The organism is Hafnia alvei (assembly GCF_964063325.1).
Taxonomy (GTDB): Bacteria; Pseudomonadota; Gammaproteobacteria; order Enterobacterales; family Enterobacteriaceae; genus Hafnia; species Hafnia alvei_B.
Map to the genome: position 1 here is coordinate 403,297 of NZ_OZ061315.1, position 24,739 is coordinate 428,035.

31 protein-coding genes are annotated in these 24,739 nt (G+C 50.3%); 30 read left to right on the forward strand and 1 reads right to left on the reverse strand.

Annotation, left to right across the window (positions count from 1 at the left end; genetic code table 11):
• Entirely contained in the window at positions 1-2,748 is a 2,748-nt protein-coding gene (locus tag AB3Y96_RS01815) for a two component system sensor kinase (protein WP_367298351.1), read from the reverse strand.
• A gap of 262 nt (positions 2,749-3,010) precedes the next feature.
• Between AB3Y96_RS01815 and AB3Y96_RS01820 the strand changes: the two genes are divergently transcribed.
• The 30 genes from AB3Y96_RS01820 (at position 3,011) to AB3Y96_RS01965 (ending at position 24,592) form a co-directional block, all read left to right on the forward strand.
• Positions 3,011-3,391, forward strand: a complete 381-nt coding sequence (locus AB3Y96_RS01820) for a pathogenicity island protein (protein WP_072307098.1) — start codon at positions 3,011-3,013, stop codon at positions 3,389-3,391.
• 31 nt (positions 3,392-3,422) lie between these two features.
• Positions 3,423-4,880, forward strand: a complete 1,458-nt coding sequence (locus tag AB3Y96_RS01825; protein ID WP_247650356.1) for an EscC/YscC/HrcC family type III secretion system outer membrane ring protein — start codon at positions 3,423-3,425, stop codon at positions 4,878-4,880.
• Positions 4,873-6,063, forward strand: a complete 1,191-nt coding sequence (gene sctD, locus AB3Y96_RS01830; RefSeq protein WP_367298352.1) for a type III secretion system inner membrane ring subunit SctD — start codon at positions 4,873-4,875, stop codon at positions 6,061-6,063. The genes AB3Y96_RS01825 and sctD overlap by 8 nt, the downstream gene beginning before the upstream one ends.
• A gap of 21 nt (positions 6,064-6,084) precedes the next feature.
• Complete coding sequence (locus AB3Y96_RS01835; protein ID WP_211095740.1) at positions 6,085-6,312, forward strand: EscE/YscE/SsaE family type III secretion system needle protein co-chaperone; 228 nt, start codon at positions 6,085-6,087, stop codon at positions 6,310-6,312.
• 91 nt (positions 6,313-6,403) lie between these two features.
• Entirely contained in the window at positions 6,404-6,691 is a 288-nt protein-coding gene (locus AB3Y96_RS01840) for a hypothetical protein (RefSeq protein WP_367298353.1), read from the forward strand.
• An 80-nt stretch (positions 6,692-6,771) separates the two neighbouring features.
• The gene (locus AB3Y96_RS01845; protein ID WP_139130861.1) at positions 6,772-7,314 is read left to right on the forward strand and encodes a secretion protein; all 543 of its coding nucleotides are present in this window, start codon (positions 6,772-6,774) and stop codon (positions 7,312-7,314) included.
• Positions 7,311-7,826, forward strand: a complete 516-nt coding sequence (sscA, locus tag AB3Y96_RS01850; RefSeq protein ID WP_367298354.1) for a CesD/SycD/LcrH family type III secretion system chaperone SscA — start codon at positions 7,311-7,313, stop codon at positions 7,824-7,826. The genes AB3Y96_RS01845 and sscA overlap by 4 nt, the downstream gene beginning before the upstream one ends.
• Positions 7,804-9,267 (forward strand): type III secretion system translocon subunit SctE, encoded by a 1,464-nt coding sequence (gene sctE / locus AB3Y96_RS01855; RefSeq protein ID WP_367298355.1) that lies wholly within the window; start codon positions 7,804-7,806, stop codon positions 9,265-9,267. Before sscA ends, sctE begins: the two co-directional genes overlap by 23 nt.
• A gap of 9 nt (positions 9,268-9,276) precedes the next feature.
• Positions 9,277-10,014: a type III secretion system effector protein gene (locus AB3Y96_RS01860; RefSeq protein ID WP_367298356.1), complete on the forward strand. Its 738-nt coding sequence runs from the start codon at positions 9,277-9,279 to the stop codon at positions 10,012-10,014.
• 15 nt (positions 10,015-10,029) lie between these two features.
• The gene (locus tag AB3Y96_RS01865; protein WP_072307104.1) at positions 10,030-10,449 is read left to right on the forward strand and encodes a secreted effector protein; all 420 of its coding nucleotides are present in this window, start codon (positions 10,030-10,032) and stop codon (positions 10,447-10,449) included.
• A gap of 55 nt (positions 10,450-10,504) precedes the next feature.
• Positions 10,505-10,945: a SycD/LcrH family type III secretion system chaperone gene (locus tag AB3Y96_RS01870; RefSeq protein ID WP_367298357.1), complete on the forward strand. Its 441-nt coding sequence runs from the start codon at positions 10,505-10,507 to the stop codon at positions 10,943-10,945.
• A 52-nt stretch (positions 10,946-10,997) separates the two neighbouring features.
• The gene (locus AB3Y96_RS01875) at positions 10,998-11,813 is read left to right on the forward strand and encodes a hypothetical protein (protein ID WP_367298358.1); all 816 of its coding nucleotides are present in this window, start codon (positions 10,998-11,000) and stop codon (positions 11,811-11,813) included.
• Complete coding sequence (locus AB3Y96_RS01880) at positions 11,810-12,526, forward strand: pathogenicity island 2 effector protein SseG (protein WP_367298359.1); 717 nt, start codon at positions 11,810-11,812, stop codon at positions 12,524-12,526. Before AB3Y96_RS01875 ends, AB3Y96_RS01880 begins: the two co-directional genes overlap by 4 nt.
• A gap of 105 nt (positions 12,527-12,631) precedes the next feature.
• Positions 12,632-12,847: a type III secretion system needle filament subunit SctF gene (sctF, locus tag AB3Y96_RS01885; RefSeq protein WP_072307108.1), complete on the forward strand. Its 216-nt coding sequence runs from the start codon at positions 12,632-12,634 to the stop codon at positions 12,845-12,847.
• Positions 12,844-13,089 (forward strand): EscG/YscG/SsaH family type III secretion system needle protein co-chaperone, encoded by a 246-nt coding sequence (locus AB3Y96_RS01890; RefSeq protein WP_072307109.1) that lies wholly within the window; start codon positions 12,844-12,846, stop codon positions 13,087-13,089. The genes sctF and AB3Y96_RS01890 overlap by 4 nt, the downstream gene beginning before the upstream one ends.
• A gap of 19 nt (positions 13,090-13,108) precedes the next feature.
• Positions 13,109-13,384 carry a type III secretion system inner rod subunit SctI gene (gene sctI / locus AB3Y96_RS01895; protein WP_367298360.1) on the forward strand — a complete coding sequence of 92 codons (276 nt, stop codon included), beginning with the start codon at positions 13,109-13,111 and terminating at the stop codon, positions 13,382-13,384.
• Positions 13,381-14,100 carry an EscJ/YscJ/HrcJ family type III secretion inner membrane ring protein SsaJ gene (gene ssaJ / locus AB3Y96_RS01900; RefSeq protein WP_367298361.1) on the forward strand — a complete coding sequence of 240 codons (720 nt, stop codon included), beginning with the start codon at positions 13,381-13,383 and terminating at the stop codon, positions 14,098-14,100. Before sctI ends, ssaJ begins: the two co-directional genes overlap by 4 nt.
• Complete coding sequence (locus tag AB3Y96_RS01905; protein ID WP_367298362.1) at positions 14,082-14,687, forward strand: type III secretion system domain-containing protein; 606 nt, start codon at positions 14,082-14,084, stop codon at positions 14,685-14,687. Before ssaJ ends, AB3Y96_RS01905 begins: the two co-directional genes overlap by 19 nt.
• Positions 14,669-15,367 (forward strand): type III secretion system stator protein SctL, encoded by a 699-nt coding sequence (gene sctL / locus AB3Y96_RS01910; protein WP_367298363.1) that lies wholly within the window; start codon positions 14,669-14,671, stop codon positions 15,365-15,367. The genes AB3Y96_RS01905 and sctL overlap by 19 nt, the downstream gene beginning before the upstream one ends.
• On the forward strand, positions 15,330-16,310 hold the full coding sequence (locus AB3Y96_RS01915) for an HrpJ domain-containing protein (protein ID WP_367298364.1): 981 nt from the start codon (positions 15,330-15,332) through the stop codon (positions 16,308-16,310). Before sctL ends, AB3Y96_RS01915 begins: the two co-directional genes overlap by 38 nt.
• A gap of 55 nt (positions 16,311-16,365) precedes the next feature.
• Positions 16,366-16,734, forward strand: coding sequence for a type III secretion system protein SsaM (locus AB3Y96_RS01920; protein WP_072307114.1), 369 nt, complete (start codon positions 16,366-16,368; stop codon positions 16,732-16,734).
• The gene (locus tag AB3Y96_RS01925; protein WP_367298365.1) at positions 16,719-18,785 is read left to right on the forward strand and encodes an EscV/YscV/HrcV family type III secretion system export apparatus protein; all 2,067 of its coding nucleotides are present in this window, start codon (positions 16,719-16,721) and stop codon (positions 18,783-18,785) included. Before AB3Y96_RS01920 ends, AB3Y96_RS01925 begins: the two co-directional genes overlap by 16 nt.
• Positions 18,775-20,094: an EscN/YscN/HrcN family type III secretion system ATPase gene (locus AB3Y96_RS01930; protein ID WP_367300265.1), complete on the forward strand. Its 1,320-nt coding sequence runs from the start codon at positions 18,775-18,777 to the stop codon at positions 20,092-20,094. Before AB3Y96_RS01925 ends, AB3Y96_RS01930 begins: the two co-directional genes overlap by 11 nt.
• Positions 20,043-20,468: a hypothetical protein gene (locus AB3Y96_RS01935; protein ID WP_247650354.1), complete on the forward strand. Its 426-nt coding sequence runs from the start codon at positions 20,043-20,045 to the stop codon at positions 20,466-20,468. Before AB3Y96_RS01930 ends, AB3Y96_RS01935 begins: the two co-directional genes overlap by 52 nt.
• A complete protein-coding gene (locus tag AB3Y96_RS01940; protein WP_367298366.1) occupies positions 20,455-20,829 on the forward strand; it encodes a Secretion system apparatus protein ssaP in 375 nt (124 codons plus the stop codon). The genes AB3Y96_RS01935 and AB3Y96_RS01940 overlap by 14 nt, the downstream gene beginning before the upstream one ends.
• Positions 20,810-21,814 carry a YscQ/HrcQ family type III secretion apparatus protein gene (locus AB3Y96_RS01945; RefSeq protein ID WP_367298367.1) on the forward strand — a complete coding sequence of 335 codons (1,005 nt, stop codon included), beginning with the start codon at positions 20,810-20,812 and terminating at the stop codon, positions 21,812-21,814. Before AB3Y96_RS01940 ends, AB3Y96_RS01945 begins: the two co-directional genes overlap by 20 nt.
• 61 nt (positions 21,815-21,875) lie before the next feature.
• Positions 21,876-22,523: a type III secretion system export apparatus subunit SctR gene (sctR, locus tag AB3Y96_RS01950; protein ID WP_367298368.1), complete on the forward strand. Its 648-nt coding sequence runs from the start codon at positions 21,876-21,878 to the stop codon at positions 22,521-22,523.
• A complete protein-coding gene (locus AB3Y96_RS01955; protein ID WP_072307121.1) occupies positions 22,520-22,786 on the forward strand; it encodes an EscS/YscS/HrcS family type III secretion system export apparatus protein in 267 nt (88 codons plus the stop codon). Before sctR ends, AB3Y96_RS01955 begins: the two co-directional genes overlap by 4 nt.
• A complete protein-coding gene (locus AB3Y96_RS01960; RefSeq protein ID WP_367298369.1) occupies positions 22,783-23,556 on the forward strand; it encodes an EscT/YscT/HrcT family type III secretion system export apparatus protein in 774 nt (257 codons plus the stop codon). The genes AB3Y96_RS01955 and AB3Y96_RS01960 overlap by 4 nt, the downstream gene beginning before the upstream one ends.
• A complete protein-coding gene (locus tag AB3Y96_RS01965; protein ID WP_367298370.1) occupies positions 23,549-24,592 on the forward strand; it encodes an EscU/YscU/HrcU family type III secretion system export apparatus switch protein in 1,044 nt (347 codons plus the stop codon). The genes AB3Y96_RS01960 and AB3Y96_RS01965 overlap by 8 nt, the downstream gene beginning before the upstream one ends.
• The last annotated feature ends 147 nt before the right edge of the window (positions 24,593-24,739 follow it).

Here is a 24,739-nt window from a genome sequence, read left to right on the forward strand (position 1 = left end):
TTAAGCGTTCAGAGCCAAATCCAAGGCATGTCGTAGCTCTGCAATTTCTTCTGTGGATAACGGCAATCCATGCTGTACACGGTTTTCCATATCAATAACGATACAAACCAAAGGATTTAATCCCGCCTGACCTAAGCATCCTTTCAAGGTATGCAGCAACGTGGACATTTTCTCTGGGCAATTCAAATGACGTTCAAGTTCACACAGCAATGCCTGAAGAGATCGCTGTATTTTTTGCCGTATGCCTGCGTCATTGAGCGACAGCAGTGGGTCGTTGGTTGCGTCTTGTTCTTGCAACGGAATATCACGCCGCAGCTGGTATTCCGCCGCAATACCGATCTTATCTGCTAGCTGTGCCCGCGTGACGGGTTTGGTGAGGTAATGCTGCATGCCTGCCTGTTTGCAGCGTGCAATTTCTTCCGGCGCCGTATTCGCTGATAGCGCCATGATCATGCAGTTGGGATCGAGGTTATTGACATCTTGTCGCCACCGCTGAGCACATTCCATCCCGTCTATCATCGGCATACGGATATCCATGAGCACCAGATCAAAGCTCTGCTGTTGCCCCTGAATTAACGCCTCATTTGCGTTTGCCGCAATGCTGACATCTTGGCCTAGCGAGGTCAGCATCATGCCAATAATGTCTCGGTTGATTGCCGCATCATCCACTAACAGAATGCGCAGTCGCCAAGGTTGAACCGGTAAAGGCTCGGCCTCACCGTCTAATTCTCCTGACAAAACCTGAATAACGGTATCCCGCAGCTTTCCCGGCAAGAAATTCAGTTCATCGGCGCTAAACATGTTCTCTTGCTTTGTCATCTCGCAGCGTAAACCCCAGGCCGAAAGCTGCCGGTGTAAAGCCAGCGGAGCAGCAATTTCACCAACCAAAGGCACAGGCATACGATAAGAGCCCAGCGGCAGCAGAAACGAGATGCATGTCCCCAAGCCAGAGGAGCTGCGTAGCTCAAGCCATCCGCCCATCATTTTGGCCAGATTAGAGGCAATCGTCAGCCCAAGGCCGGTGCCTTGAATATGTCCCTGACTCTGAAAAAATGGCTCAAAGACGGTTTTTTGATCGGCTGGAGAAATGCCTTGCCCGCTATCGCTGACGGCAAAAATGAGACGATCGTCGCAGCGCTTAACGGTGAGACAAATGCCGCCGTTTTCGGTAAATTTCAGCGCATTTCCCAGCAGGTTCACCAAAATTTGTCGCAGGCGCGTGCCGTCGACCTCAACATGCAGCGGCACTTTGTGACCAACGAATGTTTTTAGGGTTAACCCCTTGGTATGGCTCGGTCCTTCAATGGTATGCATCGCCTGATCTAGCAAAGGAAGCAGCGCAGTTTCCTCAACGTGCAGGGAAAGTTGCCCAGATTCAATACGTGAAAAGTCCAATAGGTTATTGATAATTCCGAGTAAAGAATGAGTACATTGGCTGGCTGTATTGACGAGTTGGGACTGCTTATCGCTCATGGGCGTCATTTGTAACAGCTCTAAGGCCCCTAGTGCGCCGCTGAGCGGTGTGCGCAATTCATGACTGATCGTGGTGAGATGGCTACTTTTACGTTTATTCGCCTGTTCGGCCTGTTGTTTGGCTACGGTCAGCTCCCGCGTGCGTTCGGCGACGGTATTTTCGAGATTGTCGTATTGAGCATGCAGGGTATCGAGCAGCAAATTATAGGCATGTGCAATGCTACCTAACTCGTCATGTCGGTTTTCAGGTAATCGCGCAGCAAGTGAATTTGGCCCCGTTTTCCCGATGATATCGACAAAATCCCACAGTGGCCTTGCCAAATAACGATGAAGTAGCCAGAACAGCATTCCTGCTAACAGCAACAGGGTGGTGAGGGCGAATGGTAACTGGCTTGCCACAATGGCTAATGCACGCTGCATTACGCCGCTAGTCGGATACAAAATAACCTGTTGCCAACCGGGGCCTTTTAGTTGGCTACGAAGTACCAGATACCCCGGTAGATGCTGCCAACCATCGTGCAACGGCGTATTAAGCAATAAAGCCTGAATTTGCTTAGATTCACTCTCTGGCAGGTGAGAAAAGGGCAGGATCATATTGTGTTGATCCAGCCATAGGCTGATGTCGTTGCTAGATACCGGATGCCCATACGACAAAAGGTCGTTAAGTTTTACCGTTAAACCGACGAGGATACCCTGCGGGTTTGCCGCGGCAATCGGAACGCTCCAGCCCGCTCCTGCAATATATTCTGGCTTACCCCAAAACAGATTGTCGTGAGTTGCGCGACGAGGTAATTGTGTCAATTCAGTTTGTCGGCGGGCTAAATAATTAGGCGAATGTTCACGCGGTGGCAGCAAAGAGATGCCATAGCGTCGATCGAGAACAAAACTATCAAGATAGTAAGTTTGACCGGCGGTACCATAGACTTGAATGAAACTCAGATCGTTCTCCTGTCTGTTTTGCGGCGTACAGGTGCTGGCATCAATAGGGAAAAAGCGACTTTCATTTTTGATCGCTGCAGGTGTGTTGACAGAAACGTAATGGTATCGGCCATAGCTGTACGCCAATGTCTGAGCATCGTGTTCTGCGCCCTCGAATCGGTGATTACTCAATCCAACCCTTAGATTGGAAATATGAGATAAATTTTCAATTAACCGCTGACGGCTTTGGTTTAATGAAAAATAGGTAGCAGAGAGCATACTAATTAGCCATATGATAAGCAGGCTAATGGATATAAGTAGCGTTATTTTACCCACCAAAGAATGTTTTCTTTTCATTATTGTTATCCTTAGGCAATAGCCTTAAAAGAAATGCCTTAGGTTTTTCTACGTACGAATGAATTTCGCAACGTAACTCTTCTTATTTAGCGCACAAAACTATCTCAATATAAAAAGGGTAATAAATACTGAGGAAGTCGCCGTGTTAATTTGTAAGTGAATATGATAGCAATATTGATATAAATGGGAATCAGGTCTTTTACTGATGTACACCTAAGGGTTTTACACTGAGTATGGCTTTGCTATTTAGGAGGTCATATCAATGCTGAGTAAATTAAAAAAAATCCCTTTACTCGATAATGTCCGTATTTCTACTGGCGATGGGTGCCTATTAATGGAAATAGAAGAACGAGCTGCGCGTGGATATTTGTGTACGCTCTCTCTAGTTCTGGCTATTTTTCTTGACACTCTTGAAAATTTTCCTCTAGAAACTGTGAGATATATCACTAACGTGCTGGCTGGATGTCAGGGAACTCATGATTATGCGTTGCAGTTAACCCAAGATGGCGGGTGGCTTTGTTGTTATTACGGCAAAAATATGGCTGCTGAAATAATGGCGGTAGAACTTGAAAAGCATCTGGCTTTAACCCGGTATTTAGCCAGTGTCATCGCTTGCCAAGTAAAGACTGAACGGGGTAAATAGCATGAAAATAAACTGTGCGACTTTTTTTTCTATGCTGATTTTCTGTGCCCTAGCTCAGGGGCAAACACTGGCATGGAAAGGTGAGAGTTTTTCATTGCGGGCAAGAAAAATACCGCTATCGACAGTATTGCAAAATCTAGCTGAAAACTATGATACTCAGGTTGTTATAGACCCTTCAATTACCGATATATTCAATGGTGTGATTCTTTGCTCTCCACCAATCGATATTTTAAATAAAATATCCGCGCAATATAACTTAGCCACGTATCTTGATGGCAATACGCTATTTATTTATCCCTCCTCGCTAATTACGCACCGCATCGTCACGTTAAATACGTTACCTGCCAGTACGTTTGTTCGTTATTTGCGCGATCGTGATGTGCCCGCGCAAAACAGTTGTGAAGTCCATCGCGTTCCCAGAATGAATGCGCTTGATATCAGCGGCGTGCCTGCCTGTTTATCCCGTATTACACAGTTGGCTTCGATGCTGGATGGTGAAATGACAAAGCGTCAGGATGACGCCGTGAGCTTAATTGTTTATCCACTGAAATATGCCACTGCGATGGATGATCGCTACCAGTATCGCGATCAAACGGTTGTCGTGCCGGGTATTGTCAGCGTGCTGCGTGATATGAGTCAAAGCAGTGCGCCGTCTACGACATCCTCTTCGCCAGCAACTCAGGGGCTGCCGATGTTTTCTGCCGATCCGCGTCAGAATGCGGTAATCGTGCGCGATCGTTCAGTCAATATAGCCGGTTACCGCAAGCTTATTAGCGAGCTCGATCAGCGCCCACAGATGATTGAAATATCGGTAACCATTATTGATGTTGACGCGGGTGATATCAGCGAGCTCGGTATTGATTGGAGCGCGGCGATATCACTGGGTGGTGGCGCGCTCTCCTTTAATGGCCCTGATAGCAATACCGGCGGCGGTTTTTCAACGGTGATTAGCAACACGCCAAGCTTTATGGCGCGTTTGGTCGCGTTGGAGAAAAGCTCTCATGCCTATATTTTGTCGCAGCCATCGGTGGTGACGCTCAATAACATTCAGGCGGTTCTGGATAAAAACGTCACGTTTTATACCAAGTTGGAGGGGGAGAAAGTGGCTAAATTGGAGTCGATTACCACGGGCTCGTTACTCCGGGTGACGCCGCGCCTGCTGAGCGAGCATGGCAAGCAAAACATTATGCTTAATCTCAATATTCAAGATGGGCAACAAAATGCACCACTGAGCCAAAGTGAGCCATTACCGCAGGTTCAAAACTCGGAGATTGCGTCGCAGGCCACATTGCAAGCGGGGCAAAGTTTACTGCTTGGCGGCTTTAAACAGGACAAACAAATGCAGGTGCAAAATAAGATCCCATTGCTGGGAGATATTCCGGTTATTGGGCGTCTGTTTCGCAGTGATAGCAACCAAACTAACAGCGTTATCCGACTGTTCCTGATTAAGGCGACGGTGGCTAACGACGATAATAATAGTCATGGGTAACGAGCGAAAAGTCCGTTTGATTGGCGGCATCCTCCATGGTCGAGAAATATGGCTGGAGGATGGGAAACTCTCCATCGGTGAACATGGCTGCGATCTTTGCATCCCTCTCAACGGGGAAGGCCAGGTGGTGTTGTCTATCAACGATGGACAGATGTTCGTAGATGCGGGGCGCGCGACCGTTAGGGTCAATGGCCGAAGGCATAAAACCAACTTACCGTTGCCCGATGAGGGATTATTACAAACGATGGGGTTGGCGATGGCATTTGGTCGCCATGAAGCCAATTTGTCGCACTATCGGCTACCAACCGGTTTACCTGCGGTTTACTGGGGAATGATGCTGATGCTAACGCTTTTCGTGCTGGTCGGCGTATTCGTCACTTGGAGCGACCATAGCGCTAAGTCGCCTCCAAGCCTCTCCACACAAGTCGATGCGCTGCTACGGCAAAAAGGGCTAACACAAACCGTGGCTCGTTGGGATCAGGATGGAACGCTGCAACTGTCAGGCTACTGCCAAAACAGCGCCGTGTTGCAAACCGCGCGCTTGAAACTGGAATCGTGGGGAGTGCTTTACCGAGACAGCGTGGTTTGCACCGATCAGCTTATCCGGGATGTTAGTGATATTTTGACGCCGGCGGGGTATGTCAATGCGCATGTGACTAACGTTGTTCCGGGTGAAGTGCACATCACCGCCGATATTACGATGGGCAAACGCTGGGCTATTGTTCAACCACAGCTCGCTGAGTTACCGGGGCTAACGCATTGGAAAATTGACAATCCTTACGAGGCGCAGGACAAGGCTATCATCGACAGGGTGTTGCAAGATGGTTTAGCGGGCAGCGTTAGCGTTACCCCGGTGGGGCAAGCGTTTGTTATCAGCGGGGTGCTGGACACTGAGCAACAGCAAATTTTAAATCAGCTCTTAACCCAAGTGCGTCAGCAGTTTCCCGATATTGCATTGAGCTATCAAAATGTCTCGGCGTCCAACGAAGGAAACCAGCGCTTCCCTTCACCGATTGCTGCAATTATCCATGGTCGACAGGGGATCTACCTGATACTGGAAAATAATGAACGGTTGAGATTGGGAAGCCAGCTTCCTGACGGCAGCGAAGTGGTTGCCCTAAACGATCGGGCGGTCACGCTCAAATACCAAGGGGCGCTGATTAACACCCCATTCAATTTTTGAGGGGTAAATGCCATAGCTACGCTGACAGAGTTAGAAGATCGCCTACGTGATTCTGATGAGCAGACCCGAGAACGTTTAACCGCGCTGGCGGCGGTGAAATCACGCCTGCTGGAAGCAATGCAAAACCCAATGCCGCAAGAGCAATATCAGCAGTTCACCTTATTGTTGGAAGCGGTCATTCAGGCCGAAGATATTATCAACGTGATTTACTTTCGTTATCACAATGACCGAATAAAATTCACTGAATAATTAAGTGTCATTACTCATGAATAAATATTAAAAGAAAATCATAAAGGTCATGCGTATTAAAATTTAATTTTTAATGCAATAAGGAGTCGCTATGCAAATAAATATTGAAGCGGAAAAAAAACGGATCGAAAGGGAGTGTTTACGACTGGATAAGTTTTTTTCGGATTTTACTTTTATAAAAAGTGCAATGGCTGAATTAGTTGCCAATGCCGAGACCGATCCGCAGGCAAGGGAAAAACTAAGACAGTTGGAAGCCCTGTTCCCCGAGGGCATTCAGGGTATGGAACAGAATGCTAGACGGGATATGAAAACGTTGAGTGTCGCGCTTAAAAAAGTGCAATCACAGCTAAATTACGCCATTTCAAACTCGGATAAGTAGCTGAGGAAAACATTATGGGTGAAATTACAACTAGGCCTAGAGATATATTTGAATCTCCTTATGTCAGTAACAATAACACCATGCAGAAAAAACAGGGTGTCGATGACTATGGCATCTCGGGAAATAATAGCGATCAAGATAACCCTTTCGCGTTTGGTTATTCTGTTCTCAATGACCTTTCATTGGTATTACAACAAATCGCTAATTCGCTCTATGGAAATATAAAGAAGAGCACTGAACGTGCGCGTAATACACAGGATATGTCTAACCGAATGGATGAGGTTATTGCCGAGGCGGCGAAGGGGGATGACAAAACCCGCAAGCCAGTACCGGACGAAGTCGTCAAGTATATGCGTGACAACGGCATCCTCGTTGATGGTGTGACGATTGATGATTACATCAAAACACATGGTGGTGCGGAGGGGCTGGATAAGGGCTCTCTACAGGCCGTCAAAGCGGCACTGGATAACAGCGCAAACCGTGACACCGATCTGATGACGCAGGGGCAGTTAAGCATTCAGAAAATGACGCAAGAGATCAATGCCGTGATCACTCAAATGACAGGGTTGCTCAGCAAGTGGGGGGATTTACTTAGCATGATTGCGCAGAAGATGTTCGGATGACGTTGCCTATGGAAAGCCAAGAAACGCAGGCAATGCTGCAATTTTTTCAGCGCGGCGGCGCATTGCGCATGTTGCTGGGCACAGATGCCAGCCCCGAACTGGACGTGTTGTTTCGCTATGCCAAGCAACTTGCTGACGTTGGTGAATATGGCGCGGCAGCGCGGCTATTCAAAGTACTGACGATTTACGACGGATGGTCGTTTGATTACTGGTTTGAACTAGGTATGTGCTGTCAGGCCGAGCAGGCTTGGGTTGATGCAATTTATGCCTACGGACGAGCGGCTCAAATACGGGTTTCGGCGGCGGCAGTTCCTTGCGCTGCCGGTGAATGTTATCTCGCCTGCGGTAATCGCCCGCTGGCGGCCAAAGCCTTTCGAGCAGCGTTGTTGGTGTGCGGAACAGAGCGTGAGGGAGAACAGCGTGATGGCATGGAGCAGGCGGACATTCGCCAACGTGCGCGGGCGGGCTTAGCGAAAGCAGGAGATGAGCATGAGTGGTTCGATACAGATTGACGGTGTTCCCGATGTCAAAACAGAGCTTAGTGGCACTCTGCCTAAAATCGCAGTGCAAACCGCGAGCACTTCCAGCGGTGCATTAGGCCACCGTCTTAGCGCCAAACACGGTTTTGATGAGGAACATGATGGCTTGAAAGGGGAGCAATACGTTAGCCAGCAGCAGGCTGAAAATGCCCTACAGCGGCTAATCGGTGCCGGGACTGCGGGTGCTCGTAACCCCACGATCCGCGATGTGCTGGAGATGGACCCGATGGTGTTGTCGATGATGATGACGCAGCTAGTGCTAAGCAACTCCGGTAATACGGCCAGTTCTATTTGCAAGCAGCTAGAGCGTGCAACCGAGCTTCAGGCCGAGCTCCGAAACAAGCAGGTGGCGGAATATCAGGAACAGATCAACAAGGCGGTTGAGCAGGCCGATCAGGCACGCAAAGCGGGGATCATGAGCGCGGTGTTTGATTGGATCATCGGTGGCGTTGAGGCCGTTATCGGCGTGCTGAAAATAGTGGAGGGCTTTGTCACCGCCGATCCTCTGGCGATGGCAGATGGTGCGGCTTATTTTTCCGCCGGTATTGCTGGAATGGTAAAAGCGGGTGCAGAAACGGCGATGGCGCTCGGGGCAGATAAAGAGACCTGCGGTGAAATCATCAAAGTGGCAGGTATCGTACAAAATACCTGTGAGGGGGTGGCATTAGCATTGGACGTTATGCAGATTGGCCGCGGCATTGGGGCGGCTCGAGCGGTAACCAAGTCCGTTGGAGAGGTGCTTGAAAAGGAAATGGGTACGCAGCTGATAGAGGCGGTTGCCAAAGGTGCTGAAGATGAACTGAAGGTGCTCGCAGAGAAGGTCGGGCAGGAAGTGGGACGAATGCTGAGTCAAGACTTTGGCATGGCAGTTGAGCGCGAGATGGTTGAGATCGGCGATATGGCCATTGAGGCCGTGGCGCATAGCGCAGAGTCCGAATTGAATATGGTTGCGCGTATGGGCAAAAGCTTTACGCGCGCTGGCGTCGAAACGCTGGTGAAAACTGCCGTTGAAACAGCGGGTAAAGAGCTACTCCACAAAGGCGAAGAGATCGTTGCTGAAAAGCTCCGCGACGCGATTTTACAGAAGCTCCGTCGAAGCATTGTTTCCACCATAATCCGCGACAGTAGCAGTAAAGCGTTGCTGGCAACGCGCGCCTGCGTGGGTGGGGCGAATAAAATCTCTATGTCAGTCGTGGCGAATAGAACGGCGGAGCTGCAAAGAACCATTGAAAAGCTGATTGTCCAACAAGGCTTTATTGATTTCATGCAGAGCTGGACCGAAGAGCGTAAGAAAACACAGCAAAAACGATTAAACGAAGCCTATCAAGATGGCGCGAATGCGATGAGAATCGCCTCAGACACGATTGATAACTGTGGCACCGTGCTGGCAAATATTGCCGGAGCGCGGGCCTGAGGAGGTGGTATGGCGAATATCGGAATGACCCCCGTATTGGGGCAAAACCCGCTTAACAGCGCGCAACAGAACATAGGAAATTCGAACGATCAATTACGGATAGCCGATCGGATACAGATCCAAAACCAATGGCCCGTCAGCGATTCACCCATTAACGATGCACAACGTAGCTCGGCTGCCGGGGTGAATAAACCGACTCACATTGATGGCAGTGACGCGGTTCGCGCAGGCGGAAGTAAGGCACCGATGGATTTAAACGCTTTTTTTGCGCTGTTTGATGAAATCTGGAGCAAGTTGCTGATGCTGGCCAAACAATTGCGCGACACCATGCAATTTTATAACCAGAAGAAGCAGGAGCTGGGTTGGGGGCTGGAAATTAACACGTTAAAGCAAAGTATGACTGCGATTGATGACAGCTATGAGGCGGCTAAATCAGGTGCTGTTGGCGGCATTTTTTCTGGCTTATTAATGGTTGCGGGCGCGCCTTTCGGCGAGGTCGGTATGGCGGTAGGAAATGCGACGGGGCAAATAGCGGGAGGAATTGGTAACTGGGTTGCAGGTAGTAAAACCCGTGACGCAGATGGAGAGAAAGCCATTGCCGATCTGCAGAATAAAGGGGCGCAGTCTTATGCGAAAACCTTGGATGATACGCTGATAAAAGCCCGTGAGATTATGCAGCAAATGATGGATATGGGGCGCAGTTTGGTTGAAGTATTCAGCCAAGTATTGCGCTCAATCTCACGCTAGGGTTCAGGAGTCAGAATGGATGAAATTACGCGTCTACTGCGTCATGAAGGGCTACATCCACAGCCGACGTTTTTAGCGGGCAGTGGCTTGCTGATAGGGCAGCAGGTGGTGCTTTATCCCTATCAGCTTATTTATCGAGTTGAGGATAGCCATCTTATCCTATGCAGTTTTAGCCGAGTCCTTGATAGCGCACCGCACCTATCGTCGTTGTTAAGATTATGGGGGATCTTGCAGCGTGTTTTCCACCGTATGCTATGGCTCAAAAGCATCAGGATGCTGGTTATTACGGAGGTATTTGATCCGCAGCTATCGGCTCAGCGCCATCAGTTAGAACGCCTGTTATATAAAATGGGGGCGACGGTAGTGCTTAAGGACGGTGACAGTTGGTTAGATATTTCGGCTGACAAACTGCTTCATCAGCGAAAGCAGCGGTAAAGTAAGTTTTGCCAAGTTGATAGTAAAACAATCGATCATTGTATGGAGCTCTTGCATGGATTCAACATCGCATAAACGCGGCCAAGATATTTGGCAAACCCCCATTATCAAACAGGCGATGGCGCTCGATCCTGAAGAGGTATACGCCCAGGGATATGCGGCTTGGCAAGAGGGATTGTACGATCAAGCACTGATTGATTTCAGCTGGTTAGTGATGTCTCAGCCATGGAGTTGGCGCGCTCACGTGGCCTTAGCGGGGGCATTAATGATGCAGAAAGAGTACGTAATGGCAATGAACTACTACGGCTATGCGCTAATGCTTGATGCCTGCCATCCTGAACCGGTTTATCAGATGGGGGTTTGCCTAGAAGCGATGGGGGAAACTTCTGCGGCAAGAGAGGCGCTGCAAACGGCGCTGACCATGAGCTATGACGATCCTTCATACAGCGATGTTCGCGCAAATGCGGAGCTGATGCTGAGTCAACTGCTGACCTAACGTTATGTCTGGTCGATTTTTACCAATAACGAGATGAGTTTGGAGGTTGATTATGAGTCATCTGATTAGCGCAGTTCCGCCGTTTGCGAATACAGACGGCAATAGCCACGCTTCTGATGTGAGCGTTAGGGCGAGTATGATCCCTACGCTCATGCCGCCGGGCAGCGAGAGAACCGCGCCTGAAAACATCCTTAGCGATGCGAACCGGCTAAAACGTAAAGCCTACACGGGGTACTTTATCCAACATTTGGTCCGGTTTGCCATGTCCGCGACCTCTTTTGGACTTGCCATTGCAGCCTCGGTACTTTCTGGCGGGGCGGGCATTCCCATTGCCGTGGTGGCCGGGACGGCGATGATTATTGCCGCAGGCGATGCCTGCTGTGCGCTGTATAACCTCATTCAAGTTCGCAAAGATCGCGAGCCGCTGCAAACCAGCAATGATTGTATTGTGCTATTAGTCAAAAAGCTGATGCAGAGCGGCTGTTCTAGGTCTGAACGCTCGGCCGAAGTTATCGGTGACGTGGCTTCCTTTGTGATAAGAGCCGGTGTTGCTCTCTCTTCTGTGCTTTTCCCTCAGTTTTTACCTGCCGCACATTTATCCGGCAGCACGGCCGAAACCTTGGGGAATATCTCGCTTGGGATCACCGGTTCGCTCACCGTGATTGGTGGTTTGTTAGATATCCACACGGCCCACATCGAACGTAGACAGAAAGATGCCATGGCAGCGCCAACGAGTGAAGAAACGCAGACCCAAACAGACGATAGTGCGTTGAGTGACGAAATGATTCAAACCATGGTGAATCAGCTGGTTGACTGCTATCAGCGTTATCGCGCGCAACATAATGAATTTCAGGCTAGCCCTGCATGATAGACGGTATACGCGCTAGCCAAGTTTCAGCGGTGGATGAAGAAACGCGACAAATGCTGCAAAGGCTGGTCGATCAATTGCCCGTCCCCGTTTTACCTAAACCACAACACGTTGAGCCTGTTCAGAGCGCGATTTCTTGTGAGACTGGGCAAAAAAGTATGCTTGCAAGCCTTGCGAAACGCGCGATCAGCGTTTTTCCTCCGGCGCTATTCAGCTGGCAAGCAGTCGTCCTTGGGGGGCAGATTTTATGCTGTAGCGCAGGTATCGTGCTCGCGGTGCTCAGCGGAGGGGCGGCCCCGTTGCTGGTGTTGGCAGGGGTTGGATTAGCCATTGCGATTGCCGATATTGCTTGCCTGATTTACCACCAAAAACACAGTTTGCCGATGGGGCATGACAGCATTGCCAATGCGGTCTATTACATAGCAAGGCATTTCTATGATGAGCAGAAATGCCAAAATGTAGGCTCAATGGTATCTCTAGGATCACGCGCGTTGCTAACGGTTGCCGTGATTGGTCAGCCGCTGGTGTGTTCTTCTTTGGGACTAAGCCTGCCGATATTTCGCCTACTGAACAATGCGGCCTACGGTGCGCTGGCGTTTATGCGCTACGGCGCAGCGGGGTGTCCTGTCACTGGACAGCAGGTTAGTGTGCCTTTCTTCCGTCTACTGGCACACCTCTTCCCTCGCGATGAATCTCAGCGCACTGGAACATAATGATTCAGGCAAACACCCGATAGGTAACACCACACCAGCGGCCATAATGCCTATAGCGGGTGGTCGACGATGACCAAATTTGCCCGCTTATATCGGGAGGTCATTATGGATATTCAGCAAATTATCAATACGCTATCGCGTCTGGCACATCAGGCTGGGCAGGCGGTTGAAGATAAAATGAATGGCCAGGATTTAACGAATCCTGAGGCCATGCTCAAAGCCCAATTTGCCGTGCAGCAATATTCCACCTTTATCAACTACGAGAGCGCGATGATTAAAACCATCAAAGATATGCTCAGTGGGATTATTTCCAAAATATGACATTAACTGACAACGAGCGGCGATTGTTGGTTGAAACCGCATTTGCTGGGATAAACCACGGGCTGCACAGGCAGGTTCGCGCCATGCTGCCTGCAGTGCCGTATTTAGTACCGGATAAAGAAATGCGGGCGGTTTGTTTAGCCGTGTTGCTTGCGGGCCTTGATGAGCCTGAACTAGCACGGCAAACCTTAGTAGATATCACTCTTCCTGAAGCTGAACTATTGAGAAACCATTTATTCTGATCGATACAGGAGTTTGCTTATGAGCATGATTAATAATGCGGCGGCGGTCGACTACGCTGCAACATCTAGCGCTATCAATGCCCCCAAATTAAGCGAAGCAAGCAGCGAAAAAATCTCGGCATTTAACCAATTGTTGTATGCCGGTACCCCGCCGGGCGATGTGGGAGCATTATCAGCACCACAGATGTTAATGCGACAGGCGGCGACGCTCGGAACCACCGTAGGCGTTGATTTGGGAGCAAAGATCGCTGGATCGGTGTCTCAGTCGGTTAATAAACTGGCCAATATGACATGAAACGGTTACGCCATGCGTTGCTCCTCGCGCTGGTTTTACTGCTGACAGGGTGCCGAGTTGAGCTTTACAGCGCACTGCCTGAAGACGATGCCAATCAGATGTTGGCTATTCTGATGCAGCATCATATTGATGCTGAAAAACTGACAGCAGAAGACGGTATCACGCTGCGGGTGGAAAAATCACAGTTCATCAATGCGGTTGAACTATTGCGCTTAAATGGCTTTCCACGCCGCAGCTATATCTCTGCAGACACCATGTTTCCGCCAAATCAACTCGTGGTCTCACCGGCTGAAGAGCAGCAAAAAATCCTGTTTCTCAAAGAGCAACGTATCGAAGGCATGCTAAGCCAGATGGACGGTGTGGTTCACGCCGATGTGACCATTGCGTCCCACGGGCCTGACGAAGAAGGGGCGACAGGGCCCTCATCGGTGGCGGTATTTATTAAATTTTCGCCTCAGGTCAACCTCGAGTCTTTCCGCGTACAGATAAAAAATCTGGTGGAAAAATCGATCCCCAGCGTACAGCAAGATCAAATCAGTATTCTCATGCAACCGGCTGAATTTAGGATGCAAAGTGTGGTAAACGCAACCGAAGAACCCCAGTGGAGGGCGATACAATGGTTAACCTTGCATCGGCGGTCCTTGATACCTGCATTGATTCTGGCGATTTTTGCTCTCACCGTTCTGATGTGGATGACGTGGCGCAAAAGGCGATAACCGCCGGCACGGTTGATGATGCTGTTTTGTGCCTACACCGTTATCTGTGGACTCCTGCACGTTATGCTCATCCGCGATGGCTCGAATCGCTAGGTTTCTCGCCGAAAGAGAGCTGGCGCTATGGGGAGTGCCAGCCGCTAGATCGCTGCTTAAACCTCGCTTTGCAGAGACGCAGAGGGACACCACGGCTGCCGGCGCAGATTAACGATCGCCAGCGGCGCATGGTAAAAATGGTATCCAATATCAACGCGTTTGCGCTGGCGATAGGCTTGCTCAAACTAGGATGCAACGACTACTTCCTATTGCCTGACTATCGGCTGGCAATTTTACGCTGGTTAGATGAGTCGTTGATTTGGCAGCTATTTGGCCTGTGCCAAGGCAAAAATAGAGCGGTGTTTTCCCCTTCAGAGATGATCGACAACGCATTCAATCTTGGTATCTCCGTGCTTCATCATGCAGCTCAAGACGACGCTGTTCTCTATGCAATACTGATTACGTTGCCGCCGTGCGAGCGTGCGTTATGGCCATCGGTGCCTAGGCTTGCAATGAATTTATTGGAGCGAACGCTATGCGCCAAATTCCGCTGACCGAACTTGATTGGCAACCGCCATCGGGGCGAATTATTCCCGCTGAGTTATTAGCCGTTGTGTATCGGCAGGCTGACAGTAAGCGCCGCGCCCACCAAGACGCCGTGGCTATTGTTAATGCGGCGCGGCGGAAGGCGGAAAGCATGATCCGCAGCGCGCGCAAAACCTGTAGCCAAATGAATGAGAAGGCGCGCCACGAATTAGAGCAACTGCGGCAGGACACGCTTAGCCGCTGTGAATCCCAGTGGTTGCAAACGCACATTACTTATTTATTGCAGGATGAAGCGCTGGAGCGGGCATTGATGCATGCAGTTTCGGACCGCATTCATTACAGCATTGAACAGGTGCTTACCGCATGGTTTGACCAACAGCCCGATGACAAAACTCTTTGCGCTCGATTAGCTAAGCAGGCTGAGCTGATGGCGTCTGAAGGGGCTTTAACGCTGCATCTTCATCCTAGCCAACAGGAAAATGTACGCGCCGCGCTGGGTTCGCGTTTCACCTTGGTTCTTGAGCCAGAATTCGCCCACGATCACGTGATTTTAGCGTCTCCCCAACTCTCAGTGGCATTTTCCCTGAGCAATCATTTTCAACAGTTGCTGACGTGGTTACGTTCCCCTCAGCGAGAAGCCGGAGAGCAAAATGAGAGTATCGGACATCACACCGGCGATGAACCATGAAATCGCTGGTAGCACACAGCCGCTTCACACTGAAAATAGGGTATCGCCAATGGATATGGCACTTCTGGAATTACAGGAGGCTTCGGGCAGTGCGCTGACCGAAACGCTGGAGGAGATAGGCATGGTTCTCAGTGGGCGACTGCGTGACTATCAGCGAGCGGATATGAAAGAGCGTCAGGAACTGCGCCAGCAGGCTTTGTTGAAGATGGTGCAGCGTATGCAGCAGCAGGGCGATATGCCACCGCAGATGCAGCAGCAGAATGCTAGCCAAAACATCGGCCAGCAGATCCTCAGCGTTGCAGCCCAACTGGTCGCCGATGATATTGGGCGCAAAAAGAAGAAGGCGCTCAGCGACCAGCTTTCTATGCTGATGGAAGAAGGCGGCTGGGAGATTGCCCTGTTTGGCATGTTAGAGCTAGGACAGGTGGATAAAGGGGTATTAACGCAGATTAACCGGCTTTTTCAGCGGGCGATGGACGAAGAGGAAGTCACGTTGGCCGAATGGTTTCAACGCATTATGGCATGGCCAGAACGGCGGCAGCGGGTTAGGGTTTTATTGCGCGTTATGGCTTTTGAACTTTCGGCCTGCGTCGCAGGCGATCAACAACATCGCTTGGCGGCGGTGCTGGTTCGCCTACGTCGGCTACTGCTGTTTTTAGGGCTAGAAAAAGAGTGCCAGCGTGAAGAAAAGCTCTGCCAGCTCCCCGCAGAATCGCTGCTTCCTTTACTGATAGATATGGCCAATGAAAGCTGGTTGTTTGAAGAGTGGCTTGCACCGCGTCTAACGTCGCTTGTGACTTCACGCCAGCTCTACAATCGACTATTACAGCATCTGGATGCTCTTTTTTCGTTAATGCCCGACCGCTGTTTTAGCGATGACGACCAACGCGATCAAATTATCACTGTTTTACGTGGAATGAAGGGGGATCAGGTTATCGCCTGATTCCGCGCCTGCGCCGCATCTGGAACTCTGTGTCCATGTTAAAGCGGAGGTGTTAATGACGTTAGATCTAGTCACAGAGCGCAATATCCAGCTATTCATTCAGCTAGCGGATATGCCCACCTGCCGAGTAACAACCGATATGTGTTGGTCTCGTGAGAAGTATGAAACCTATCTCAACTTCCGCGATGGGCGAATACACCTCAGCCAATGCCTACTTCAGGGATCGTTTGATAACGGTTTGCTGCTGCTGGCGCTATATCGCTGGCAGCCATGCGGTTTTGTTGGCATCCCTCAGCGATTTTTCCAGCTGCGTCGAGGCTTGGTGATTAGCTGTGCTCCTGCCGCCGACAGTACCGCCGAGCTATGGCTTCGTTTGCATCGCCGCCAACAGGCGTTTCTGGAGTCGCTATGCAACCCCCTGTAGTCAGTTTGAAAACAGTAAGTCTGAAAAGGCTTCAGCAGGCGATTGCAGCCTGCGCTGGGCGTCAAGACATCATATTGGCCGTAGTGTTGCTTATCGCCATTGTGATGATGATCCTGCCGTTGCCGACGTTTATGGTGGACATTCTCATCACGATCAACATCACTTTTTCGGTGATCCTGTTGTTGATCGCCATCTATATCAACGATCCGTTAGATCTCTCGGTTTTCCCTTCGCTGTTGCTCATTACTACGCTGTATCGCCTGTCATTAACCATCAGCACATCGCGTTTAGTGCTGCTACAGCATAACGCAGGCAATATCGTGGATGCTTTTGGCCATTTTGTGGTTGGGGGCAATCTTACGGTGGGGCTGGTGATCTTCACTATTATCACCATCGTGCAGTTTATCGTGATTACCAAAGGAACCGAGCGCGTGGCTGAGGTGAGCGCCCGTTTTTCCCTCGATGGTATGCCCGGTAAACAAATGAGCATTGATGGCGATCTGCGAGCGGGCGTAATCGATGCTCATCAGGCGCGGACATTACGTGAGCATGTTCAGCAGGAAAGCCGCTTTTTGGGGGCGATGGACGGAGCCATGAAGTTTGTAAAAGGGGATGCTATTGCAGGGATTATCGTAGTCCTAGTGAACATTATCGGCGGCATTATTATTGCGGTTGTGCAATACGGTATGTCGCTGGGGAGTGCCGTACAAACCTATAGCGTGCTCTCGATTGGCGACGGCTTATGCGGCCAGATCCCGTCACTGCTGATTTCATTAAGTGCGGGCATTATTGTGACCCGTGTGCCTGGCGAGAAAAAACAGAATCTCGCCAGCGAGCTTTCTACCCAGCTTGGCAAGCAGCCACAGGCGCTGATGCTGGCCGCGCTGGTTCTGATCTTATTCGCGTTGATACCGGGTTTTCCCTTCTTCGATTTCTTTGTGATGGCGGTATTTACGTCGCTGCCTTTCCTATTTATCTGGTATCGCAGACGTCGTCCTGAAGGCGCAGCCCCGAGCTCTGAAGAAATAACGGAAGAAGTGATGCAGCCAGGTGCCCGTCCGCTAACGTTGCGTTTGATGCCCGAGCTCAATACCAGCACGTTAGCCAGAGATATTGACGCCGTACGCTGGACGCTGTTTGAAGAGTACGGCGTGCCTTTACCGGAAGTTAGCATCGTGGTTGATAGCCGAGATCGGGTGAAGGGTATGACGGTGCTTATTTACCAAGAGTCGGTTTTTTCGCTCGAGATACCTGCACATCCCTATTTATTGTTGAAGCCTGATGATCGGTTGGAATGTACGGTTAAGCCCCTGCCCGAAGGGATGGGCAATATTGTTTGGCTGACGCAAGAGATGGGCAAAAAAGCGCAGGGGCTTGGGCTGTCGGTGCTTGGCGGAAATCAGCGAGTTACGGTGCTATTGCGGCAGGTGTTGTTACGCCATATGGCGGAGTTTATCGGCGTACAGGAAGCTCGTTATCTGATGGACGCGATGGAAAAGCGTTATTCAGAACTGGTGAAAGAGTTACAGCGCCAACTGCCGATTAGCAAAATAACCGAAACCCTACAGCGTTTAGTGGCTGAAAGCGTGTCGATCCGTGATCTACGTATGATCTTCGGGACGCTGATTGAATGGGCTCCGCGTGAAAAAGACGTGCTGATGCTAACTGAATATGTACGTATCGCGCTGCGCAGGCATATTTTGCATCGGCTTAAATCCGATGGGGATGTACTGCGGGTGCTGCGCGTCGGTGAGGGAATTGAAAACCTCATTCGTGAATCCATTCGCCAAACCTCTATGGGGACCTATGCGGCTTTGAGCCTTTCGCAAAGCACTCGCATACTCGCATTAATCCACACTGCGCAGGCCGAACATGGTGATTTGCGTGTGGTGACATCGATCGATGCCCGTCGTTTTCTACGCAAAATTATCGAGCCTACTCTGTTTGACGTGTCGGTGCTCTCTTGGCAGGAGTTGGGGGACAACTGCGCGGTACAGGTAGTGCAAAGCATTGACCTTTCGGCAGAAGAGTTGGCCAATGATGAAGATTAAAACTACATCTCTGGCGGCCTTGGAAAGGAGTCTTACTCCGCTGAGCCCGCCTCCGCATGGTTATTTGAAAACAGGGCGGCTTTTACATATTGGCGCAACGTTGATTAATGCCTACCTTCCCGGCGTTTTTATGGGTGAAGTTTGCCGATTATTGCCCGATGGAGAGCTTGCTGAAGTGGTTGGGATTGACGGTGCAACGGCATTGCTATCGCCCTTTGTGAGTACCGCGGGCTTGTTCTGTGGACAACCCATCCAGCCGCTCGCGCGGCGGCATTTGGTCGCAGTGGGAGATGATTTACTCGGACGCGTTGTGGATGGATTGGGCCTACCCTTAGACGGAGGCCCCGCGTTGCAAGGCCCGTGGCGAGACTATGATGCACCGCCACCGTCTCCGCTAACTCGCCAACTGATTGATACGCCGATGCTCACCGGTATTCGAGCCATTGATAGCGTTCTTACCTGCGGAGAGGGGCAGCGCATCGGCATTTTTGCCGCCGCGGGAGTAGGAAAGAGCACGCTAATGTCGATGCTGTGCAACAGCCCAGATAGCGATATTAACGTCTTAGTTCTCATTGGCGAGCGTGGACGCGAGGTGCGTGAATTTATTGAGCAAAAGCTGGGTGAGGAGGGGCGTAGTCGCTGTGTCATGGTGGTCTCTACCTCTGATCGGCCTGCGCTTGAACGCATGCGCGCGCTGTTTGTTGCTACCACCATTGCCGAAGCATTCCGTGATCGAGGTAAGCGTGTTCTGCTGTTTGCCGACTCACTCACGCGCTACGCCCGAGCCGCGCGTGAGATAGCTCTCGCCAGCGGGGAGGTTGCGGTACCAGGTAGCTACCCTCCGTGTGTTTTTGCTGCTTTGCCGCGTTTGCTTGAGCGGGCTGGCAAGGGTGAGAGTGGCAGCATCACCGCCTTTTATACCGTGCTGGTCGAGGGCGATGACATGAATGAACCTCTTGCCGATGAAGTCAGGTCGTTGCTCGACGGACACATCGTTCTTTCACGCCGTTTGGCCGAGTCTGCCCATTTCCCCGCCATTGATGTGTTAGCCAGCCTTAGTCGAATTATGCCGATGGTAACCAGCGTAGAGCACCGCGAACTTGCCAATATGCTGCGCAGGCGATTGTCGATATATCGTGATGTCGAGCTTTTAGTGCGGGTGGGAGAGTTCACACGTGGAGAGGATCCGCAGGCTGATTGCGCGGTGGAAAGCTACCCCGCTATTTGCCATTTCTTGCAACAACAGGGTAATGAATTATGCAATCTCGACGAACTGCTGCGACAGCTACGTTATCTGACGGGCAACTGATGCTGCACTGTTTACTCAAGATCAAAGATCGCCGTGAAGATCGTCTGCGGCGGCAAATGGCGGAGCTAACGCGTCAACGTGTGCAAACTGAGGTTATGCAGCGCAAATGCCAAGCTCGGCGCGATGAGTTAATGCAGTTGCTCAACCAGATACTCACGTGGTCTGGGACCTTACTCGCCAATGCGTTGATGGAACAAAAGCAAACAATGGGGGGGCTATTTCATGAAGAACACAGTTTGGCACTACAGCAACGTTCACTGTTAGACGCACAAAAACGACTGCAGGAACGGCTAAATGTGCTGCATCAAGAGCTGATTATCGTCATGAAAAAGAAGGAAAAGCTGAAGGAGTTACTGAGCAATGAATGTTATTAGAGCGGAAGGCTGTATTTGGCATGCCGTGCAAAGTCATGGCGAAGAGGAAGGATCGTGCTCGTCCGATACTCACAAATTTACGCGGTTCATGGGACCGATGGTGAAGACGCCGCGCAGCGCCACCGAGCAATCGGTATTGCTGTGTCAGCATACGAGTCGCTATCGATTAGTCGGGGGAATAGCCGCTGGATTGGTGTGTGAAATTAATGTGCTTGAGGGTAAAACCCATTTAAAAGTGCTGGTGCCGCAGTATGCGTTATTTACCCAGCTGACCCGTTTTTCCACGTGGCTTAATACTGAACTTCATGCTGCCGGGCACAGCGTTACGTTGGAGGTGTTCTATGCCCAAGATGCTACCTGAGGAAAGCGAAATTGCTCGGTTACTCCCCTCAGAGGGTATCGCGTTAGGGCCCTTGCACGTTTGTGCTCGGCAATGGACAGATGCTCAGGAAGGCATCGTCTTTTCAGTCATGTTAGGGACGATAAGGAGTGAAATCTGGTTACTGGAAAGTGACTGGCAAGCGTGGTGTGAAGGGATGATTGGTTCATCAGCGCCAGAATTTATTGATACGGGCCTGCTATTTGGCATCGCCGAATGGGGGCTATCGCCATTAATCGCGGCAAGCGGTGCAGAGATGCGACGTTCAATGAGTCGCCCAATCCGATGCAGTCTTTTGCCTGATCAAATTGCTCTAACGTTCAGTTGGCAGGTAGAGCACTATCAATTTCATACCCTGTTATTCAATTGGCCTACGACATATTTTCAGACGATCGCGAAGCAAGTTTTGCCCAGAGTACGGCCTGTACGTTTGTTACCACCTATCACTTTTGCTTGCTATGTGGGCTGGTGTTTGGTTTCGCTCAGTGAGCTGAGAAATATCTGCGTGGGCATGGGATTGCGGATACAAGCCTTTGGCGATCTACGTGGCGGAGAGTGTGTTTTGTTGCTGTCTGCGGGCATCGTCGCGCGGGTATGCATGGTGTCGGAGGAGCGCATGAAAATTAATGAGCTGGTGCAGGATGTAGAAAGCCTGCTGCAGGAAGAGCGTGATAATACCGACTGCCTGCAGTCTCTAACGGTCGACGTTAACGAACTGCCGCAAAAGTTGCTGGTGGAGGTCGGGCAGGTTGATATTTCCTTGGGGGCGTTACGCTCGTTGAGTGAGGGCGATCTCTTGCCCGCTGAGGCGCAGTTCTCTTCTGAGGTTAAGCTACGCCTGAATGGGCGAGTCATTGGCCTTGGTGAACTGATCGGCTGTGGCGATAGCTTTCTTGTGCGAATCAGCCATTGGTACCTGAATTCTGCGGAGCAGCCGCAGATACAAGAGGATACGGTCAATACCTGATAGTGGTGGCGTTGGGCGGTGGCTATAACTGGTTCATCGTTGGATCCATTAAGGAAATACCATGTCTTTGCCTGATTCTCCTTGGCAGCTCATCGCCCTGCTGTTCCTGCTATCGATATTGCCGCTGGCCATTGTCATGGGAACCTCATTCCTTAAGTTGGCGGTGGTGTTTTCGATCTTACGCAACGCGTTAGGTATTCAGCAGGTGCCGCCAAACATGGCGCTGTATGGGCTGGCGCTGGTGCTCTCCATGTTTATTATGGCGCCGACCTTGCTGGCGGTGAAAGCACAGTGGCATCCGGTAGCAGAAGCCGGAGCGCCGCCGTGGATGAGCGGCTGGGATAGCCATGCGATCGGGCCTTACCGCCAGTTTTTGCAAAAAAACTCGGATGAAAAAGAGGCGCGTTATTTCCGCAATCTGGTTGCTAAAACCTGGCCTGAAGAGGTGCGTCGGCGGGTGAAGCCGGACTCGCTTTTGATCCTACTCCCCGCGTTTACCGTTAGCCAACTGACGCAGGCATTTCGTATCGGGTTGCTTATCTATCTGCCTTTTCTGGCGATTGACCTGTTGGTCTCTAATATTTTGCTGGCTATGGGCATGATGATGGTGTCGCCGATGACCATATCGCTGCCGTTTAAGTTACTGATTTTTCTATTGGCAGGGGGATGGGACCTGATTCTTTCTCAACTTGTGCAGAGTTTCTTATGAGCGATGCCAATCTTGCTCGTTTTGTGACTGAACTAATGTGGCTGGTGCTGATGACCTCTTTGCCTGTGGTATTGGTGGCATCGGTGGTTGGGATTGCGGTGAGTTTATTTCAGGCACTGACTCAGATTCAGGATCAAACCTTGCAGTTTATGATCAAACTGCTGGCCGTTGCGCTAATGCTGATGGCGACCTATCACTGGTTGGGGGGCTTACTTCTGGCCTATACCCGGCAGGTGTTATTACAGATAGGTGTCCACGGATGATTAGTCAGATCAATGACGGCCTGGTCACCCTTGCTTTGGCCATGATGAGGCCGCTGGGGCTTACGCTGCTGTTTCCTTTGCTACAAATAGGCAGTTTGGGAGCGTCGTTGATCCGTAACGGTATCTTGCTGGCGATCGCGTTACCGATGTGGCCGATCATTAATGCGCAGCCGATTGTTCATCAAGGCTGGGGTTGGGTTAGCGTTATTCCCGGCGAAATGATCATTGGCCTGCTCTTAGGGTTTTGCGCCGCGATCCCTTTCTGGGCCGTCGATATGGCGGGATTTCTGATTGATACGCTGCGTGGCGCCACCATGGGAACCGTATTCAATCCGGCGATGTCGGTGCAAACCTCAATTTTTGGTTTGTTGTTTAGCCAGTTTTTATGCGCGCTGTTTTTTATTTCTGGTGGTTTTAATCTGCTTCTTTCTGCGCTGTATGCGTCATACGACTATTTTCCCGTTGGCAAAACGATGGCGTTTAATCACGCTTTTTTAGATTTTCTCCTTGCCGAGTGGCAGATCCTTTATCGTCTATGCCTTAGCTTTTCACTGCCAGCCGTACTCAGCATGGTATTGGCTGATTTAGCGTTGGGATTGCTCAATCGTTCCGCTCAGCAACTTAACGTGTTCTTTTTATCCATGCCGATAAAAAGCGTGCTGGCGCTCTTTCTGCTACTGCTGTCGCTGCCCTATGCATTTCATCGCTACCAGTTGGAAAGTGAAGTGTTGTATCGACATGTGAGCCAATGGTTAGCCAGCCATGAGTGAAAAAACTGAACAGCCCACGCAGAAAAAAAAACGTGATAGCCGCCAAGAGGGGCAGGTGGTTAAAAGCATAGAGATCACCTCCGGCGTGCAATTGCTCGCTGTGCTGGCATTTTTTCATTTCTTTTCAGATGCGGTTGTCGAGTGCGTCGCTCAGTTGATACTGCTGTCTGCACAGCTAATTAATCAACCCTTTGACTATGCCGTGAGCATGATGACGCGGGCGTTGCTTAACGCTGGAGGGAGAATGTTTGCCCTATTCGGTGGGATGCTGGCCATCGCTACCGTGGCCAGTGTGTTGGCTCAGGTGGGATTTATGCTGGCAACGAAAGCGGTTGGTTTTAAAGGCGAGAAGATTAATCCCGTGAATAATCTCAAGCAGATATTTTCTCTGCATAGTCTGATTGAGCTGCTTAAATCGAGTCTAAAAGTGGTCTTGCTATGTCTAATTTTCGTGTATCTGTTTAGCTATTACGCACCCACTTTTCAGGCGTTGCCATACTGTGACCCTGCCTGTGCTATTCCTGTCTTTTCGACCTTCGTTCGTTGGATGTGGTATGCATTACTGACGTTTTACGTAGTGCTGGGTGTTTTTGACTACGCCTTTCAAAGTCACAACACCATGAAGCAGCAGCGAATGAGTAAGGAGGATGTGAAGCAGGAAAATAAAGATATGGAGGGTGACCCACAGATGAAAAAGCGTCGCCGTGATTTGCAGCGCGAATTACAAAGTGGGAGCCTTGCGCAGAACGTGAAGCAATCCGCCGTTGTGGTGCGTAATCCAACCCATATTGCGATTTGTTTGGGCTACGATCCCGTTGATATGCCAATTCCTCGAATACTAGACAAAGGAGTTGATGCCCGAGCTGAGCATATCGTTAATCTTGCTCTGCGGGAGTCTATTCCGGTGGTCGAAAATATTGCCTTGGCGCGCCAGCTGTTTCAGGAAGTGCAATACGGTGAAATGATCCCAGAATCGCTGTTTGAACCCGTCGCTGCGCTGTTAAGGCTGGTGTTAAACATTGACTATGATGCCTAGGAAGAGGAGTAAGCAGCAGGGAATAGATATCCGCGTTTGTATATGACTCAGTGCATATTATTATTTTTAGTAACCTCAGGTAATTACCTCATGGTGCGCTTTTTAAAAAAATAATATTGTTTTTTTGTTGTGTTGATCATGAGCGTA